Source organism: Paraburkholderia sp. Tr-20389 (assembly GCF_017104565.1).
Classification (GTDB): Bacteria; Pseudomonadota; Gammaproteobacteria; order Burkholderiales; family Burkholderiaceae; genus Paraburkholderia.
In genome coordinates, this window is the sequence record NZ_JAAGPD010000037.1 from 64104 (window position 1) to 80758 (window position 16655).

The following is a 16655-nucleotide window of genomic DNA, read 5'->3' on the forward strand; positions in this document are numbered from 1 at the left end:
CGGGTTTCTCCTTGAAATGCGGTTTTGGTTTGCGCGGCGCTCAAGTGACGCTCAAGCGACGTTCAAGCGGCGCTTTGCGCGAGCAGCAGGTCGATGTAGTCGTTGGCGAGGCGCAGCGCCGCTTTGGTGTCGAACGGATCGCCGGACAATGCGCCGCGCAGCCACAGGCCGTCGATCATCGCGGCGAGGCCGCTGGCCGCGCGCCGGGCCGAAGCTCGGGGCAATTCCCTGGCGAACTCGGCGCACAGGTTCGAATAGAGCCGCCGCGTATTCACGTGCTGCAAACGGCGCAGCGCGGGCTCGTGCATGCTCTCGGACCAGAACGCGAGCCAGGTCTTCATGACAGGGCCGCTCACCTGCGACACGTCGAAGTTGGCCGCGACAATTGCGCGCAAGCGCGCGCGCGGCTGTGCTTTTGCTGCGATGCGGCGGCGCGTCGTGGCGGCCCATAGATCGCGCAGGATATGGCGCATGGTCGCTTCGAGCAGACCGTCCTTGTCGCCGAAATAGTGGCTGACGATGCCCGTCGAAATGTTGGCGCGCTGCGCGACGGAAGCGAGCGTCGTGCCCGACAGACCGGACTGGTCGATCGTGAGCAAGGTGGCGTCGATCAGTTGCGCGCGACGCACTTCGCGCATTCCGACTTTGGGCATGGTGACTCGCAGCACTTTCGAAAGTCGTCACTCTAGTCTTTTTTTATTGAACGATCAATCAACAAAAACGGTCTGGACCGGCTTTGTCGGTTTCGGGAAAACGCGTGTCGGTTTTTGAACATTGGCGCACGGGGCAAAAGGACTAACCTCGACTCAGCGCCTTTTCGCGCATGCAGACCAACATGGAGACGAGACGATGAGCAGCAATCGCGGTGTCGTGTATCTGGGGCAGGGCAAGGTCGAAGTGCGGCCGATCGATTATCCGAAGATGGTAGATCCGCGCGGCCGCGCGATTGGCCACGGCGTGATTCTGAAAGTGGTGTCGACGAATATTTGCGGCTCGGACCAGCACATGGTGCGCGGCCGCACGACGGCTGAAGTCGGCCTTGTTTTAGGGCACGAAATCACGGGTGAAGTGATCGAAGTCGGTCGCGACGTGGAGACGCTGAAAATCGGCGATCTGGTGTCCGTACCGTTCAACGTCGCATGCGGCCGCTGTCAGACCTGCAAGGAGCAGCACACGGGCGTGTGCCTGAACGTGAACCCGTCGCGTGCGGGCGGCGCGTACGGTTACGTCGACATGGGTGGCTGGATCGGCGGGCAAGCCGAATACGTGCTGGTTCCGTATGCGGACTTCAATCTGCTGAAGTTTCCCGACCGCGACCGCGCGATGGAAAAGATCCGCGACCTCACGTGTCTCTCCGATATCCTGCCGACGGGCTATCACGGCGCGGTGATGGCGGGCGTGAAGCCGGGTTCGACCGTCTACATCGCGGGCGCGGGCCCTGTCGGCATGGCGGCGGCCGCATCGGCGCGCATCCTGGGTGCGGCCTGCACGATCATCGGCGACATGAACGAAGAGCGTCTCGCGCACGCTCGCGCTGTCGGCTTCGAGACGGTCAACCTGTCGAAGGATGCGACACTCGGCGAGCAGATCGCGCAGATTCTCGGCAAACCCGAGGTAGATTGCGCCGTCGATTGCGTCGGCTTCGAAGCACACGGCCACGGCAGCAGCGGCGCGCGCGAAGAAGCGCCCGCCACGGTGCTCAATTCGCTGATGGATATCACGAAGCCTGCCGGCGCGATCGGCATTCCGGGCCTCTATGTGACGGACGATCCGGGCGCCGTCGACGTCGCCGCGAAGAAGGGCAGCCTGTCGATCCGCTTCGGCCTCGGCTGGGCCAAGTCGCACTCGTTCCACACGGGTCAGACGCCCGTGATGAAGTACAACCGCAATCTGATGCAGGCGATTCTGTGGGACCGTCTGCCTATCGCGGATATCGTCAACGTGACGGTCATTTCGCTCGAGAACGCGCCCGATGGCTACCGTCAGTTCGATGGCGGCGCGCCGCGCAAGTTCGTGCTCGATCCGCATGGTTTGCTGAAGGCCGCGTGATCCGAACCGGCTGGTTCGTCATGCGTTGGTAGCAGGTCGAAGTCTCCTCTGTCCTTATCCTGGACGATGCTGCGTTGCCTCTCGCGAGGCACGCAGCATTTTTTTATTCACGCGATGGATGTTCCGCGCTTCAGAAGTCGTGTCGAATCGAGAAGGTCGCGCCGCGCTCGTGCGCGTGATTGAGGTTCAGAAGCGGATTGGCCCTGAAGCTCCAGTCGTCGTCATCGCTGGCGGCAGTGGACGGAACGCCCTGCGGGTCGGACGGAAGGCCGAAGCCATAGGCGGGCAAGGGCGAACGGCCGGCCTGAGCGCCGTCGAGCGGGGCCAGGTAGGGATCACCCGGCGCATGCCCGTAACGGAAGCGGTGTTTGCCTTGCGCGATGTTGTTGCTATCGGGCAGTCCGTAAGCCACCGCACTCCATTGCATCGCGTTCTGGACCACATAGCGGCGTACATGGCGAAACGGCGTGTACGCCGGTGATGCAGCGACGGGATACGAATAGAAGAGAACGGATGTCGAATAATGCCTTTTGGGTAGGGCGTGAACGGGACGTTTGGCAAATGACATCGCGCCGTTCAGAAGCAATAACGCGCCGACAATCCAGAGCACTGGATTGCGGCGCGCAATCAATCCGATCCTGCCAACGATGTAGTCGATCACCCTACCGGCCACCCCCGGTCCATTGAGACCCTCACCGATTAAGGCATGAATAAATCAGTTTAGTTCGCTTTGCATCATTGACGAACGACTCTGACAGGTAAAAACTGCGGGCGATTATCCGCATGCGCCAATTTCACCGCACGCCGTGCAAAAGTCGCAGCCGTCTTTACGAATCACGGCATTGGCACCGCAATTGCCGCATTTGCGGCCATGCATCGTGCGTAGTTCCTGAGCGCTGCGTGCTTCTTCCGCAGAGCCTTCGACAATGGAAAGCGCATTGTTCGCAGTCGAAGCGGTGAGATTCGCGTCGTCGCGCGGCGGATGAGCAAGAAGGCGGGACGGCACCTGGTTGCCTTCTGCATCGAGAAAGCCACGGCGGTGCAGAATCTGCTGAAGCGCATAGGCGAGGGCGGCGACTTCCGAATCGTGCCAGCGCGGCGAACGGTGGCCGTCGAGCCGCTGCACGTCGCCGAGCCTGACCTGGCCTCGATCCCACGACACCTTGCGTAAGTCCTGCAGATTGCGCGCGACGAAGCCGCCTCGCGCGGCCAGCGACAGCGAGCGCATCGTCGCCGTGATCCATTGCTGCGATTCGTCGCGCTGACCGGCGGGGATGAAGAACTCGATGGGGCGCTCGATCGTCACTTCTTCGCCGCCTACGCGTCCCGTCACTTCGATGAAAGACACGGCCAGATACAGCGACTTCTTGCCCGCTGCCGTCAGGTACTCGACCTTCTCGATGATCGCGGGTAACTGGCCCTTGGGGCGATGATCGATGGCGATGCGCAGCGGGTCGAGATCGACTTCGGCGAGTGCATCGTCGGCCATCGGAGCGGGTTCGGGCGTGACGCTCAGCACGGCGCCGAGCGTTTCGTTCGGGCGATATGTCGCGAGTCCTTTCAGCCCGCCTTTCCATGCATCGAAATAGAGATTTTCGAACGCGTCGAAAGGATAGTCTGCGGGCACGTTGACGGTTTTCGAAATCGACGTGTCGATGTACGGCTGCACGGCCGCCATCATATCCAGATGATCGCGCGCCGACATTTCGAGCGCGCTGACGAAGTAGTCGGGCAGATGGCCGACGTCGCCGCCCAGTTCGCGATACAGACGGTAAGCATGATCTTCGACGGCAAACTGCTCGCGGCTGCCGTTCGCCATCACCTTCATGCGGGTATAGGTCCATGAGAACGCGGGCTCGATACCGTTCGACGCGTTGTCGGCGAACGCGAGACTGACCGTGCCCGTCGGCGCGATGGAAAGGAGGTGGCTATTGCGGATGCCGTGCGTGCGGATTGCTTCCTTGACGTCGTCGGGAAGGCGCGATGCGAAGGTGCCGTCTTCGAGATACTGCTTGGCATTGAAGAGCGGGAACGCGCCGCGTTCGCGCGCGAGTTCGACGGACGCGCGATACGCCTCATCGCGCATCAGCTTTGCGATGCGCACCGCGAAATCGCGGCCTTCCTGCGAGTTGTAGCGCAGGCCCATCATCACGAGCGTGTCGCCGAGCCCGGTGAAGCCCACGCCGATGCGCCGCTTCGCGCGCGATTCATCGTATTGCTGGTCGAGCGGCCAGAGCGTGACATCGAGCACGTCGTCGAGAAAACGTACATGAGTGCGCGTGCGTTGCGCGAGTGCGTCCCAGTCGAACGATGGCTTGCCGCCGTGCCGCTGAGCGAACGGATCGAGCACGAAGCGCGTGAGGTTCAGCGGGCCGAGATTGCAGCAGCCGTAGGGCGGCAGCGGTTGTTCGCCGCACGGGTTGGTCGCGCGGATCGATTCGACGGCGCGCAGATTGTTGTCGTCGTTCATCCGCGAGATGAATACGATGCCGGGTTCCGCGATGTCGTAGGTCGAGCGCATGATGCGATCGAAGATTTCTTTCGCGCGCCGTTCGCTGTAGACCCACATGCCGTCGTCGCGCTGGCGCACGTCGTTGGCCGCACGCAATGCGGGCGTCGGTTCCGCGCGATGCACGAGCTGCCACATCGCGTCGTTTTCGACGGCTTGCATGAATTCGTCGGTGACGGCGACGGAAACGTTGAAGTTGTTCCAGCGGCCTTTGGAGTGCTTGGCCTCGATGAATTCGAGCAGATCGGGGTGTGTGCAATCGAGCACGGCCATTTGCGCGCCGCGCCGCGAGCCTGCGCTTTCGACGGTGCGGCACGACGCGTCGAACACGTCGATATAGCTGCACGGGCCCGACGCCGACGAACTTGTTGTTTTCACACGCGCGCCGCGCGGCCGGATTGCCGAGAAGTTGTAGCCGACGCCGCCGCCGCGGCGCATCGTTTCGGCTGCTTGCAGCAGTGCGACATAGATGCCGGGCAGGCCTTGATCGTCGACGCCCTGGATGCTGTCGCCGACGGGTTGCACGAAGCAGTTGATCAGGGTCGCCTGGATGCCTGCGCCTGCGGCGCTCATGATGCGGCCGGCGCCGAGCGCGCCGTTCTGGAGGTTTTCGACGAAACGGGCTTCGATTGCTGGGCGCAGTGCTTCTGGCTCGGCGAGGGCGACGCCGCGTGCGACTCTTCGGTAGACGTCGTCGGCTGTGCGTTCATCGCCCTTTGCGTACTTTTCCATGAGTACGTCGAGGGAGAATTGCTGCGGCGCGATGGTGGTGGAGTTGAGTTGCGACAGGTCGTTGTCGGTGTCGGCCATGAGGTTTCTCTGTGAGAGACGACGCGCCCTGGCGTCGCGGGCAGGTCTTACCTTAGCGCAGGGCGCGGTTGCGTGCAAACCGCGTGCGTCAAGGTTTTTGTCTGCGACGCGGTGGTGCCGGTTTTTTGCGGTTGGGGATTGGTATTTGCTGGCATCCGCGATTTCATGTCGGTGTTCAGGCGTTGCCCCTGTGCGGGGCGGCACTTACTTTCTTTGCCGCCGCAAAGAAAGTAAGCAAAGAAAGCGGGCTAACCCCGCCAGCGCTGGTTCCTGCCTGCGGGCCCCCGACAGTTCTTATGCTCCACGCGGCAACGCGCTAATCCATGCTCGTTGCCAGCGCTCGTCGATTCGCATCACCCACTTCAAACTCCCGCGTCACGTTCCGCGATACCCGAAAGCCCACCGCCGCCCAGGCGGCAAACTGTGTGTAGGCCGTCGCGATGGAAGTGCACCACTCCGGACGGAAAAGCGGGATCGGTGTCGTAGGATCGCTAACGCATGCGGTGCGATAGCCTACACACAGTTTGCCACCTGGGCGGCGCAGACGAATCGCTGCCGCTGGCTGCCTGCGGGTGATTGGAGTGGGTGATGCGCCGGTTCAAGGCGCTGGCAACGGGTGCAAAACAACGTGTTGCCGGGTGAAGTGCGGGACCCGTTGGGGGCCCGCAGGCAGGAACAAGGATTGGCGGTGTGAGCCCGCTTTCTTTGCTTACTTTCTTTGCGGCGGCAAAGAAAGTAAGTGCCGCCCCGCACAGGGGCAACGCCTGAACACCGACATGAACTCGCGGATGCCAACGAAAAAAAAGCGCTCGCTAGCAAAAAAACCAAACCGGCGACTGCGTCGCAGACAACAAAAAAAACCAAACCTCAAGCGTGAAGCGGCGAGCCAGCGAGCACCCCCATCACAGGATGGGCCAACGGAGCGACCTGCTTCCTCCGCTCCCGAGTAGGAGCGGTCCCAAACGCATCACGATAGCTCTTCGAAAAATGACAGGCAGACTGAAACCCGCACGCCATGGTGATATGCATGATCGACATATCCGTCTGCAGCAGCAGTTCACGCGCGCGGCGCAGCCGCAACGTCAGATAGTAGTGGGTCGGCGTCATACCGAGATGCTCGCGGAACAGACGCTGCAACTGCCGCTGCGACATATTCGCGAGCCGCGCGAGTTCCTCGCGTGAAAGCGGCTCCTCGATGTTGTTCTCCATCAACGCAATGACTTCGAACAACGACTTGTTGGCGGAGCCAAGCCGCGCCACCAGCGGCATGCGCTGCTGCGCGCTGTTGTCGCGCACATGCTCGACGATGAACTGCTCGGCAATCTGCGTGACACGCGGTGTGCCGACGCGCGCCGCGATCAGGTTCAGCATCATGTCGAGCGGCGCGACGCCGCCCGTACAGGTCACGCGGTCACGGTCGATCACGAACAGTTCTTTCAGGAAACGCGTGTCGGGAAACTCTTCCTTGAGCGCCGACATGTTCTCCCAGTGAATCGCGCACGCATAACCCGCCAGCAAGCCCGACTTCGCGAGCGCATAGGTTCCCGTGCACAGGCTGCCCAGCGCAACGCCCGCGCGAGCGAAGCGCCGCAGCGTGGACAGATGCTCGGGCGTGGTCTCGCGCTGCACGTCGATGCCGCCGCATACGAACACGATGTCCGGCGTGCCGACGCACTCGGCAGGCCCCGTGTCGACTGAAAGACCATTGCTCGCCGTAACGGAGCCGCCGTCCGGACTGATGATCGACCATCGATAGAGCGATTGCCCGCTTAGGTAGTTGGCCATGCGCAGCACTTCGATCGCATTCGTAAACGCGATCATCGTGAAGTTGGGCAGCGGCATGAACGCGAAGTGAGACAACGACGCGGTTCGATCGGGCGACATGGTTCGGGCGTTCCTTCAGCTCGATGTTCTGTTTCAGCCGCGTGGGGAACGGCCTTTCTTATTCTGCGAGCGAGCGCAACAAGCATGCCATACGGCTAAACCCTGGCTGGATAAACGGTTTGCGGCAGTGCATTCGCGCCGGCGCACCTGCGCTGTGCACTTTTCGCACTGTCAATGAGCCTGCGGCGCGCCCGAACGGTGCTGCATCCGATGTACCCGAGTCGATCGACGTTGCGATGCACCATTTCTATTTAGCTTCAATTCTTTGCATTGAAGCCGCCGATTAGCACGAGCGATCACTTGTCCAAAACGGACTTGCATGGCGGAAAAGGCAAAGAACGCGTCTGAAATCGTAAATTGACCGGTCAGGCGAAAGACAAGAATAGAGCCATCGCTGGAGGTAGTGCAAAGCCAGTCCAGGCAAGGGATTGCGCGGGATCAAGGACGCCGGGCCACGCACTCTCTTTCGCTTTTCGGTCATCAACGGTCAACTGAACGGAAGCCATGTCGAACGCCAACCCATTCTTCTCGCAGTCCCTCGCCGAGCGCGACGCATCGGTGCGCAAGTCGGTCCTCAAGGAACTCGAACGCCAGCAGTCGCAAGTCGAACTGATTGCGTCGGAAAACATCGTGTCGCGCGCCGTGCTCGAAGCACAAGGCTCGGTACTGACGAACAAGTACGCGGAAGGCTATCCCGGCAAGCGCTACTACGGCGGCTGCGAATTCGTCGATGAAGTCGAAGCCCTCGCGATCGAACGCATCAAGAAGCTCTTCAATGCAGGCTTCGCCAACGTGCAGCCGCACTCGGGCGCGCAAGCGAACGGTTCGGTGATGCTCGCGCTCGCCAAGCCGGGCGACACGATCCTCGGCATGTCGCTCGACGCGGGCGGCCACCTGACGCACGGCGCAAAGCCCGCGCTGTCCGGCAAGTGGTTCAACGCCGTGCAGTACGGCGTGAACCGCGAAACGATGCGCGTCGACTACGATCAGATCGAAAAGCTCGCGCACGAGCACAAGCCGTCGATGATCATCGCCGGCTTCTCCGCCTATCCGCGCGAGCTGGACTTCGCACGCTTCCGTGCGATCGCCGACAGCGTCGGCGCGAAGCTGATGGTCGACATGGCGCACATCGCGGGCGTGATCGCGGCGGGCCGTCATGCGAATCCCGTCGAGCATGCGCATGTCGTGACGTCGACCACGCACAAGACACTGCGCGGTCCGCGCGGCGGCTTCGTGCTGACCAACGACGAAGACATCGCGAAGAAGATCAACTCGGCGGTGTTCCCCGGCCTGCAAGGCGGCCCGCTGATGCACGTGATCGCGGGCAAGGCGGTCGCGTTCGGCGAAGCGCTCGAAGGCAGCTTCAAGACCTATATCGACAACGTGCTGGCCAATGCGCAAGCGCTCGGCGAAGTGCTGAAGGACGGCGGCGTCGATCTCGTGACGGGCGGCACCGTCAACCATCTGCTGCTCGTCGATCTGCGCCCGAAGGGCCTCAAGGGCACGCAGGTCGAACAGGCGCTCGAACGCGCGGGTATCACCTGCAACAAGAACGGCATTCCGTTCGATACGGAAAAGCCGACGGTGACCTCGGGCATTCGTCTCGGCACGCCGGCAGGTACGACGCGCGGCTTCGGTGTCGCCGAGTTCCGCGATGTCGGCCGGATGATTCTCGAAGTGTTCGATGCACTGCGCACGCAGCCCGAAGGCGACGCTGCAACCGAGCAGCGCGTGCGCCGCGAGATCTTCGCGCTGTGCGAACGCTTCCCGATCTACTGAGCCGCCTCGAACGGTCCGTCAAAACCCCACAGCTACGGAGTCAACCATGAGCAACCTGCACGACAGCAGCATCATCATCGACGGTCTGAACATTTCGAAGTTCGAGCGTTCGGTGTTCGAGGACATGAGAAAGGGCGGTGTCACCGCGGTCAACTGCACGGTCTCCGTGTGGGAAGACTTCCAGAAGACGATCGACAACATCGCGGAAATGAAACAGCAGATCCGCGAATACAGCGAGATCCTGACGCTGGTGCGCACGACGGACGACATCCTGCGCGCCAAGAAAGAGAACAAGACGGGCATCATCTTCGGCTTCCAGAACTCGTACGCGTTCGAGGACAACCTCGGCTATATCGAAGTGTTCAAGGAACTCGGCGTGAACGTGGTGCAGCTTTGCTACAACACGCAAAACCTCGTCGGCACGGGTTGCTATGAAGCGGATGGCGGCCTGTCGGGCTATGGCCGCGAAGTGATTCAGGAAATGAATCGCGTCGGCATCCTGGTCGACCTCTCGCACGTCGGCGCCAAGACGTCGTCCGATGCGATCGCCTGCTCGAAGAAGCCCGTCACGTACTCGCACTGCTGCCCGTCGGGTCTCAAGGACCATCCGCGCAACAAGACGGATGAGCAGCTGAGAGAAATCGCCGATGCCAACGGCTTCGTCGGCGTGACGATGTTCTCGCCGTTCCTGAAGAAAGGTCCGGACGCGACCGTCGACGACTATCTCGAAGCCATCGAATACGTGATCGACGTGATCGGCGAGGACAAGGTCGGTATCGGCACGGACTTCACGCAAGGCTATAGCACGGAATTCTTCGACTGGATCACGCACGACAAGGGCCGCTATCGCCGTCTGACGAACTTCGGCAAGGTCGTGAATCCCGAAGGCATCCGCACGATCGGCGAATTCCCGAACCTGACGGCCGCGATGGAGCGGGCGGGCTGGGGCGAGTCGCGCATCAAGAAAGTGATGGGCGACAACTGGATGCGCTTCTTCGGCGAAGTCTGGAACGTCTAAATCAACCTACAGATACAGCACAGGAACCCCCGCGATGCAACCGGAACTCCCGATCGACGTCGACCCGAACACGGGCGTCTGGACCACCGACGCGCTGCCGATGCTGTACGTGCCGCGCCACTTCTTCACGAACAATCACACGGCCGTCGAAGAAGCGCTCGGCCTCGAAGCGTACGCGGAGATTCTCTACAAGGCCGGCTACAAGTCCGCTTATCACTGGTGCGACAAGGAAGCGAAGCAGCACGGCATCAGCGGCATGGCCGTGTTCGAGCACTACCTGAACCGTCTTTCGCAACGCGGCTGGGGCCTCTTCAAGATCGTCGAAGCCGATCCGTCGACGGCGCGCGCGAAGATCGAATTGCATCACTCGTCGTTCGTGCTCGCGCAGCCGGGCAAGGAAGGCAAGCTGTGCTACATGTTCGCCGGCTGGTTCGCGGGTGCGATGGACTGGGTGAACGACACGACTGACGGCGGCAAGAGCGCGCCGCGCGCGCAGTCGAAAGAAGTGCAGTGCGCAGCCGAGCATCACGATCACTGTGTATTCGAAGTGTCGCCGATCGCTCACTGACACACTGCTCATCACATTAGAGCCTGAACTGAACACCGCCCGAGGTCGCCTGCAATGCGTTACCCCAATCTGTTCAAACCTTTGACCCTCAACCAGCTGACGCTGCGCAACCGTATCGTCAGCACCGCGCACGCGGAGGTGTATGCCGAACCGGGCGGCCTGCCCGGCGACCGCTACATCCGCTATTACGAGGAAAAGGCCAAGGGCGGTGTCGGCCTCGCCGTGTGCGGCGGGTCGAGCCCGGTTTCGATCGACAGCCCGCAAGGCTGGTGGAAGTCCGTGAACCTGTCGACGGACAAGGTCATCGATCCGCTGTCGCGTCTCGCCGAAGCGATGCACCGGCACGGCGCGAAGATCATGATTCAGGCGACGCACATGGGCCGCCGCTCCGCATGGCATGGCGAGAGCTGGCCGCATCTGATGACGCCTTCCGGCGTGCGCGAGCCCGTGCACCGCGGCAACGCGAAGATCATCGAAGTGGAAGAGATCCGCCGCATCATCGGCGACTTCGCGACGGCAGCGAAGCGCGTGAAAGATGCGGGGATGGACGGCATCGAGATTTCGGCTGCGCACCAGCATCTGATCGACCAGTTCTGGAGTCCGCGCACGAACTTTCGTACCGACGAATGGGGCGGCTCGCTCGAAAACCGTCTGCGTTTCGGCGTCGAAGTGCTGCAGGCGGTGCGCGAAGCCGTCGGCAAGGACTTCTGCGTCGGCCTGCGCATGTGCGGCGACGAGTTCCATGAAGATGGCCTCGATCACACGCAGTTGAAGGAAATCGCGCAGGCGATGGCCGAAACGGGTTTGATCGATTACATCGGCGTGATCGGGTCCGGCGCGGATACGCACAACACGCTCGCCAACTGCATGCCGCCGATGGCGTTGCCGCCCGAGCCGTTCGTGCACCTCGCGGCCGGTATCAAATCCGTTGTGAAGTTGCCCATCATGCACGCGCAAAGCATTCGCGATGCAGGGCAAGCGGAGCGTCTGCTCGCAAACGGCATGGTCGACCTGGTCGGCATGACGCGCGCACAGATCGCCGATCCGCACATGGTCATCAAGATCCGCGATGGCCGCGAAGACGAAATCAAGCAGTGCGTCGGTGCGAACTACTGCATCGACCGCCAGTACAACGGCCTCGACGTGCTGTGTGTGCAGAACGCCGCGACATCGCGCGAAGCGACGATGCCGCATGTGATCGAAAAGACGCGTGGGCCGCGCCGCAAAGTGGTCGTGGTCGGCGCGGGTCCCGCCGGACTCGAAGCGGCACGCGTCGCGCGTTCGCGCGGCCATGATGTGGTGCTGTTCGAGAAGAGCGATGCCGTCGGCGGCCAGATCATGCTTGCCGCCAAAGCGCCGCAGCGCGAGCAGATGGCGGGCATCGTGCGCTGGTTCGATATGGAAACCAAGCGTCTTGGCGTCGATCGCCGCATGGGCGTCGAAGCCGACGAGAAGATGATCCTCGCCGAGAAGCCGGACATCATCGTGCTCGCCACGGGCGGTTCGGCCTTCACGCAGCAAGTGCCTGCATGGGGCGTCGCCGAAGGGCACGCCGTGAGTTCGTGGGACATCCTGTCGGGCAAGGTCGAGCCGGGCCAGAACGTGCTGGTCTACGACGGTGTGAGCACGCATGCGGGCGCGGGTGTGGCCGACTTCATCTCGAGCCGCGGCTCGAAGGTCGAAATCGTCACACCGGACGTGAAGGTGGCCGACGACGTCGGCGGCACCACGTTCCCGATCTTCTATCGACGCCTCTATGCGCAAGGCGTGATTCACACGCCGAACTACTGGCTCGACCGCGTGTATGAGGAAGACGGCAAGAAGATCGCCGTGATCCGCAACGAGTACACGGAAGAACAGGAAGAGCGTGCCGTCGATCAGGTCATCATCGAAAACGGCAGCACGCCGAACGACGGGCTGTACTGGAAGCTGAAGAACGAGTCGGTGAATCGCGGTCAGGTCGACGTGCACAAGCTCTTCGCTTCGGAGCCGCAGCCGTCGCTGTCCGAAGAACTCGGCAACGGCCGCTTCCTGCTGTTCCGTGTCGGCGACTGCATCTCGATGCACAACATCCACGGCGCGATCTATGACGCGCTGCGTCTTTGCAAGGATTTCTGACGATGAGCCCGGCGTTCCTCATCACCGCGTTGTTGTGGGTATCCGTCGCCGGCCTTGCGTTTGCGGTCGCAAAACGGGCGGCATACTGGCGTCTCGGACGGGCAACGGCAGCCGGCGCATTCGGCTGGACGAACCTGCTGACCATTCCGAAGCGCTATTTCGTCGATCTGCATCATGTCGTGGCGCGCGATCCGTACATCGCGAAGACGCACGTCGCGACGGCGGGCGGTGCGATTGCCGCCTTCGCGCTGGTCTTCCTGAACTACGGCCTCGCGATCTATTCGCCGTGGCTCGACCGGCTGATCTTTCTGGCCGCGCTGATCATGCTGGTGGGTGCCGTGTTCGTGTGGCGCCGCCGGCATGCGAAGGACGTGCCCGCACGCCTGTCGCGCGGTCCGTGGAATACGCTGCCCTGGCTGCTCGGATCGTTCGCGCTCGGTCTGCTGCTGTACACGCTGTTGCCGGCATCGGCGATGTCGGGCGGCCTCGCGATCATCTTCGCGGTGCTGATCGCGGCAGGTGCCTTCGCGATGACGTTCGGCGCAGCGCGCGGCGGTCCGATGAAGCACGCGCTGGCAGGGCTGCTGCATCTCGCGTTCCATCCGCGTCAGGAGCGTTTCGCGGCGCAAGGCGACGTGCGCAAGGAACAGGCTGTTCCGCCGACGGCGCTGAAGACGCCCGTGCTCGAACAGAATGAATACGGCGTCGGCAAGCCCGTCGAGTTTCGCTGGAACCAGCTGCTGAGCTTCGATGCATGCGTGCAATGCGGCAAGTGCGAAGCGGCCTGTCCCGCGTTTGCGGCAGGCCAGCCGCTGAATCCGAAGAAGCTGATTCAGGACCTCGTGACGGGCATGGTGGGCGGAACGGATTCGGCCTATGCAGGCAGCCCGACGCCCGGCATCAAGGTCGGCCAGCATGGCGGCGAACCGCAGCGTCCCATCATCTCCAGCCTGATCGAAGCCGATACGGTGTGGTCGTGCACGACTTGCCGCGCTTGCGTGCACGAATGCCCGATGCTGATCGAGCACGTCGATGCCATCGTCGATATGCGCCGCAACCAGACGCTCGTGCACGGCACGGTTCCCGGCAAGGGCCCGGAAGTGCTCGCGAATCTGCGCGAAACGGGCACGATGGGCGGCTATGACAAGGCGGCGCGTTACGACTGGTCGGTCGATCTGAGCTCGCCCATCGCGCAGCCGGGCAAGCCTGTCGACGTGCTGCTGGTGGCGGGCGAAGGCGCGTTCGACATGCGTTATCAGCGTACGCTGCGCTCGCTGGTCAAGGTGCTGAACAAGGCAGGTGTGAACTATGCGGTGCTGGGCGCGCAGGAAACCGATACGGGCGACGTCGCGCGCCGTCTCGGCGACGAAGCGACGTTCCAGCGCATGGCGAAGCAGATGATGGGCACGTTGTCCGCGCTGAACTTCAAGCGCATCGTCACCGCCGATCCGCACGTGATGCACAGCCTGCGCAACGAGTATCGCGCGCTCGGCGGCCGCTATGACGTGCTGCATCACACGACGTTCCTCGCGGAACTGGTCGCGAGCGGCAAGCTGTCGCCGAAAGCCATCGCGGCGTTCAACGACAAGACGATCACGTATCACGATCCGTGCTATCTCGGCCGCTACAACGGCGAAACGGAAGCGCCGCGCCAACTGCTGAAGACGATCGGCATCAAGGTCGTCGAAATGGAACGGAACGGTAAACGAGGCCGCTGCTGCGGCGGTGGCGGCGGTGCGCCGCTGACGGATATTCCCGGCAAGCAGCGTATTCCCGATATCCGCATCAACGATGCGCGCTCGATCGGCGCGGACGTGGTCGCGGTGGGTTGCCCGAACTGCACGGCGATGCTCGAAGGCGTGGTCGGTCCACGGCCCGAGGTGCTCGATGTGGCCGAACTCGTTGCCGCAGCGCTGGAGTGAACGATGAATACGACCATCAAACGTATCGATCCGCGCCGGCCATTCGTCATCACGGCGGCAGGGCTGAAGCGCATCACGCTCGGCGCGGAGCATGTGGCAGGCGCGTCGTATGACCATGCGTTGCAGGCGGGCGCGCACGGCCATGGTGCCGCTAAAACGCTGCGCACGACGCAGGCGCCGCAACGCACGCTGCTCGTGGTCGCACACAGCGACCGCGGCGCGCTCGACGATCACACTCGTCAGGCGCTGGCCGCCGCCGCGCTGATCGCGGACGCCACGACGCAAGTCGCGCTGCTGGTGCTCGGCGAACTGAAGGATGATGCCGCCGCGCTCGGCGCCGACAAGGTGATCGAACTGCCGTCGTTCGATCGACGCACGTTCGCACCGGAACGCGAAGTGCAGGCCGTCGCGGCCTGTGTCGCGCAACTCACGCCCGCGCATATTTTCATGCCCGACAACGCGACGGGCGACGGCGATCTCGGCCGCCGCTACGCCGCGCTCGCGGGCGCCAGCATCGCGACGCACGTCGTGCAGATCGACGCGAAGGAAGTGTCGACCTATGCGCAGGCGAAGACGGCCTACGCAACACGCGCGCTGCCCGATGTGATTCTGCTGGCAGCGGGTGCGGTCGATACGCGGCTGCCGTTCGTCGGCGCAGGCGAGCGGCTGGACGTGCCCGCTCTCGCGCAGACGAACGATGCATCGACGGGTGCGTACCGCGATCTCGGCATCGAGGAAATCGACGCGGCTCAGGTTGCGCTGGAAGAGGCCGATTTCATCGTATCGGCGGGCAATGGGGTCACGGATGTCGCGGCGTTCCAGAAACTCGCGGGCACGTTCGGCGCGGCGATCGGCGCGAGCCGAGTGGCCGTCGACAACGGCATGTTCACGCGCGACAAGCAGATCGGCGCAACGGGCAAGACCGTCGAAGCGAGCGTGTATATCGCGTTCGGCATCTCTGGCGCCGTGCAGCATTTGCAGGGCATCAAGGATTGCCGTCATGTGATCGCGGTGAACCTGGACGGCAGCGCGCCTATCGTGAAGCGCGCGAATCTGACGATCATCGGCGATACGCAGGCCACCATCGCGTCGCTGATCGACGAGATCGATCGTGCGCGTTCTGGACGCGGCGGTGCCGCTGCGCCTGTTGCCAACCCGATCGTCGAAGGAGTCGCGGCATGAACGGCAAGCTCGAAAAAATCGCAGTGCTCGTGTCGGTCGGCAGGCATCCCGTCAGCGGCGTCGCGCGCTATAGCCGCAACGATGCCGCCGCGCTCGAAATCGGCCGTCAATTGTCGAGCCAGCACGCGGCGCGTCTGGACGTGCTGCATGCGGGCGATCCGGGTAATCCCGCACTCGAAGACTACCTGGCGCTGGGTGCGGAACACGTCGAAGTGCTGACCTGCGGCGCCAATGACGATGCCGTGAAGCTGCTTGCGGCGCGGCTCAAAGGATACGACCTCGTGCTGACGGGCACCTGCGCGGAAGGCGCGTTCGACAGCGGCATGCTGCCTTACCGTCTCGCCGATGCGCTGTCGGTTCCGCTCGCCGGCACGGCCGTCGACGTGACGGTGGCAGGCGGCCGGGCGACGGTGCGGCAATTCTTGCCGAAAGGTGTACGCCGCCGCGTCGAGGTCGCGCTGCCCGCTGTCGTCGCCGTGCATCCGCTGGCCAGCGTGACGCCGCGTTATGCGTACGCGCGGCTGCGCGCGGGCTCGATCCAGCCGGGACGCGCGGAGGCAGTCGCCGATACGGAAGCCGCGCAATGGCAGATCGCGGCCGTCACGCGCAAACCGGTGCGGTTCGCCGCGGCGGAAAAGCGTTCGGGCCATGCCCGTATGCTGTCTGCGACGACCACGGAAAGCCGCGGCGGCAGCGTCGTAATTGAAGGGACTTCGGTCGAAAAAGCACAAGTGATACTTGCCTATTTGCGCGAGCATCAACTCATCGATTACTGATTTGCGCCGCACCCACACGGCCTCGCAAACCCGGAGCACA

At 62.9% G+C, this 16655-nt stretch carries 12 protein-coding genes; 8 read left to right on the plus strand and 4 right to left on the minus strand.

What is annotated here, in order from left to right; genetic code table 11:
• Positions 1 to 62: 62 nt before the first annotated feature.
• Positions 63 to 653, minus strand: coding sequence for a transcriptional regulator BetI (betI, locus tag G3N95_RS28390; protein ID WP_205973417.1), 591 nt, complete (start codon positions 651 to 653; stop codon positions 63 to 65).
• 196 nt (positions 654 to 849) lie between these two features.
• Between betI and fdhA the strand changes: the two genes are divergently transcribed.
• Complete coding sequence (gene fdhA, locus G3N95_RS28395; protein WP_205973418.1) at positions 850 to 2049, plus strand: formaldehyde dehydrogenase, glutathione-independent; 1200 nt, start codon at positions 850 to 852, stop codon at positions 2047 to 2049.
• A gap of 130 nt (positions 2050 to 2179) precedes the next feature.
• Here fdhA and G3N95_RS28400 read toward each other — a convergent pair whose 3' ends face one another.
• The 3 genes from G3N95_RS28400 to G3N95_RS28410 all read right to left on the minus strand — a co-directional run bounded on the left by G3N95_RS28400 (position 2180) and on the right by G3N95_RS28410 (position 7252).
• The gene (locus G3N95_RS28400) at positions 2180 to 2710 is read right to left on the minus strand and encodes a hypothetical protein (RefSeq protein WP_346778420.1); all 531 of its coding nucleotides are present in this window, start codon (positions 2708 to 2710) and stop codon (positions 2180 to 2182) included.
• Positions 2711 to 2824: 114 nt separating this feature from the next.
• Positions 2825 to 5368 (minus strand): adenosylcobalamin-dependent ribonucleoside-diphosphate reductase, encoded by a 2544-nt coding sequence (locus G3N95_RS28405; RefSeq protein ID WP_205973420.1) that lies wholly within the window; start codon positions 5366 to 5368, stop codon positions 2825 to 2827.
• An 867-nt stretch (positions 5369 to 6235) separates the two neighbouring features.
• Positions 6236 to 7252: a GlxA family transcriptional regulator gene (locus G3N95_RS28410; RefSeq protein ID WP_205973421.1), complete on the minus strand. Its 1017-nt coding sequence runs from the start codon at positions 7250 to 7252 to the stop codon at positions 6236 to 6238.
• Between the two features lie 504 nt (positions 7253 to 7756).
• Here G3N95_RS28410 and G3N95_RS28415 point away from each other — a divergent pair.
• The 7 genes from G3N95_RS28415 to G3N95_RS28445 are packed head-to-tail and all read left to right on the plus strand — an operon-like array spanning position 7757 to position 16615.
• On the plus strand, positions 7757 to 9031 hold the full coding sequence (locus tag G3N95_RS28415; protein ID WP_205973422.1) for a serine hydroxymethyltransferase: 1275 nt from the start codon (positions 7757 to 7759) through the stop codon (positions 9029 to 9031).
• Positions 9032 to 9077: 46 nt separating this feature from the next.
• Positions 9078 to 10049 (plus strand): dipeptidase, encoded by a 972-nt coding sequence (locus G3N95_RS28420; RefSeq protein WP_205973423.1) that lies wholly within the window; start codon positions 9078 to 9080, stop codon positions 10047 to 10049.
• Between the two features lie 34 nt (positions 10050 to 10083).
• Positions 10084 to 10617, plus strand: coding sequence for a DUF5943 domain-containing protein (locus G3N95_RS28425; RefSeq protein WP_205973424.1), 534 nt, complete (start codon positions 10084 to 10086; stop codon positions 10615 to 10617).
• 54 nt (positions 10618 to 10671) lie between these two features.
• Positions 10672 to 12735: an NADH:flavin oxidoreductase gene (locus G3N95_RS28430; protein ID WP_205973425.1), complete on the plus strand. Its 2064-nt coding sequence runs from the start codon at positions 10672 to 10674 to the stop codon at positions 12733 to 12735.
• A 2-nt stretch (positions 12736 to 12737) separates the two neighbouring features.
• Positions 12738 to 14657 (plus strand): (Fe-S)-binding protein, encoded by a 1920-nt coding sequence (locus G3N95_RS28435; RefSeq protein ID WP_205973426.1) that lies wholly within the window; start codon positions 12738 to 12740, stop codon positions 14655 to 14657.
• A gap of 3 nt (positions 14658 to 14660) precedes the next feature.
• Positions 14661 to 15839 carry an electron transfer flavoprotein subunit alpha/FixB family protein gene (locus G3N95_RS28440; protein ID WP_205973427.1) on the plus strand — a complete coding sequence of 393 codons (1179 nt, stop codon included), beginning with the start codon at positions 14661 to 14663 and terminating at the stop codon, positions 15837 to 15839.
• Positions 15836 to 16615 (plus strand): electron transfer flavoprotein subunit beta/FixA family protein, encoded by a 780-nt coding sequence (locus G3N95_RS28445; protein ID WP_205973428.1) that lies wholly within the window; start codon positions 15836 to 15838, stop codon positions 16613 to 16615. The genes G3N95_RS28440 and G3N95_RS28445 overlap by 4 nt, the downstream gene beginning before the upstream one ends.
• Positions 16616 to 16655: the final 40 nt, after the last annotated feature.

What these genes read in the sequence shown, in the direction of transcription:
- G3N95_RS28415 (WP_205973422.1), top strand. Translation starts at nt 7,757, where the DNA reads ATGTCGAACGCCAACCCATTCTTCTCGCAGTCCCTCGCCGAGCGCGAC.
- G3N95_RS28440 (WP_205973427.1), top strand. Translation starts at nt 14,661, where the DNA reads ATGAATACGACCATCAAACGTATCGATCCGCGCCGGCCATTCGTCATC.
- G3N95_RS28405 (WP_205973420.1), bottom strand. Translation starts at nt 5,368, where the DNA reads ATGGCCGACACCGACAACGACCTGTCGCAACTCAACTCCACCACCATC.
- fdhA (WP_205973418.1), top strand. Translation starts at nt 850, where the DNA reads ATGAGCAGCAATCGCGGTGTCGTGTATCTGGGGCAGGGCAAGGTCGAA.
- G3N95_RS28425 (WP_205973424.1), top strand. Translation starts at nt 10,084, where the DNA reads ATGCAACCGGAACTCCCGATCGACGTCGACCCGAACACGGGCGTCTGG.
- betI (WP_205973417.1), bottom strand. Translation starts at nt 653, where the DNA reads ATGCCCAAAGTCGGAATGCGCGAAGTGCGTCGCGCGCAACTGATCGAC.
- G3N95_RS28410 (WP_205973421.1), bottom strand. Translation starts at nt 7,252, where the DNA reads ATGTCGCCCGATCGAACCGCGTCGTTGTCTCACTTCGCGTTCATGCCG.
- G3N95_RS28430 (WP_205973425.1), top strand. Translation starts at nt 10,672, where the DNA reads ATGCGTTACCCCAATCTGTTCAAACCTTTGACCCTCAACCAGCTGACG.
- G3N95_RS28420 (WP_205973423.1), top strand. Translation starts at nt 9,078, where the DNA reads ATGAGCAACCTGCACGACAGCAGCATCATCATCGACGGTCTGAACATT.
- G3N95_RS28445 (WP_205973428.1), top strand. Translation starts at nt 15,836, where the DNA reads ATGAACGGCAAGCTCGAAAAAATCGCAGTGCTCGTGTCGGTCGGCAGG.
- G3N95_RS28435 (WP_205973426.1), top strand. Translation starts at nt 12,738, where the DNA reads ATGAGCCCGGCGTTCCTCATCACCGCGTTGTTGTGGGTATCCGTCGCC.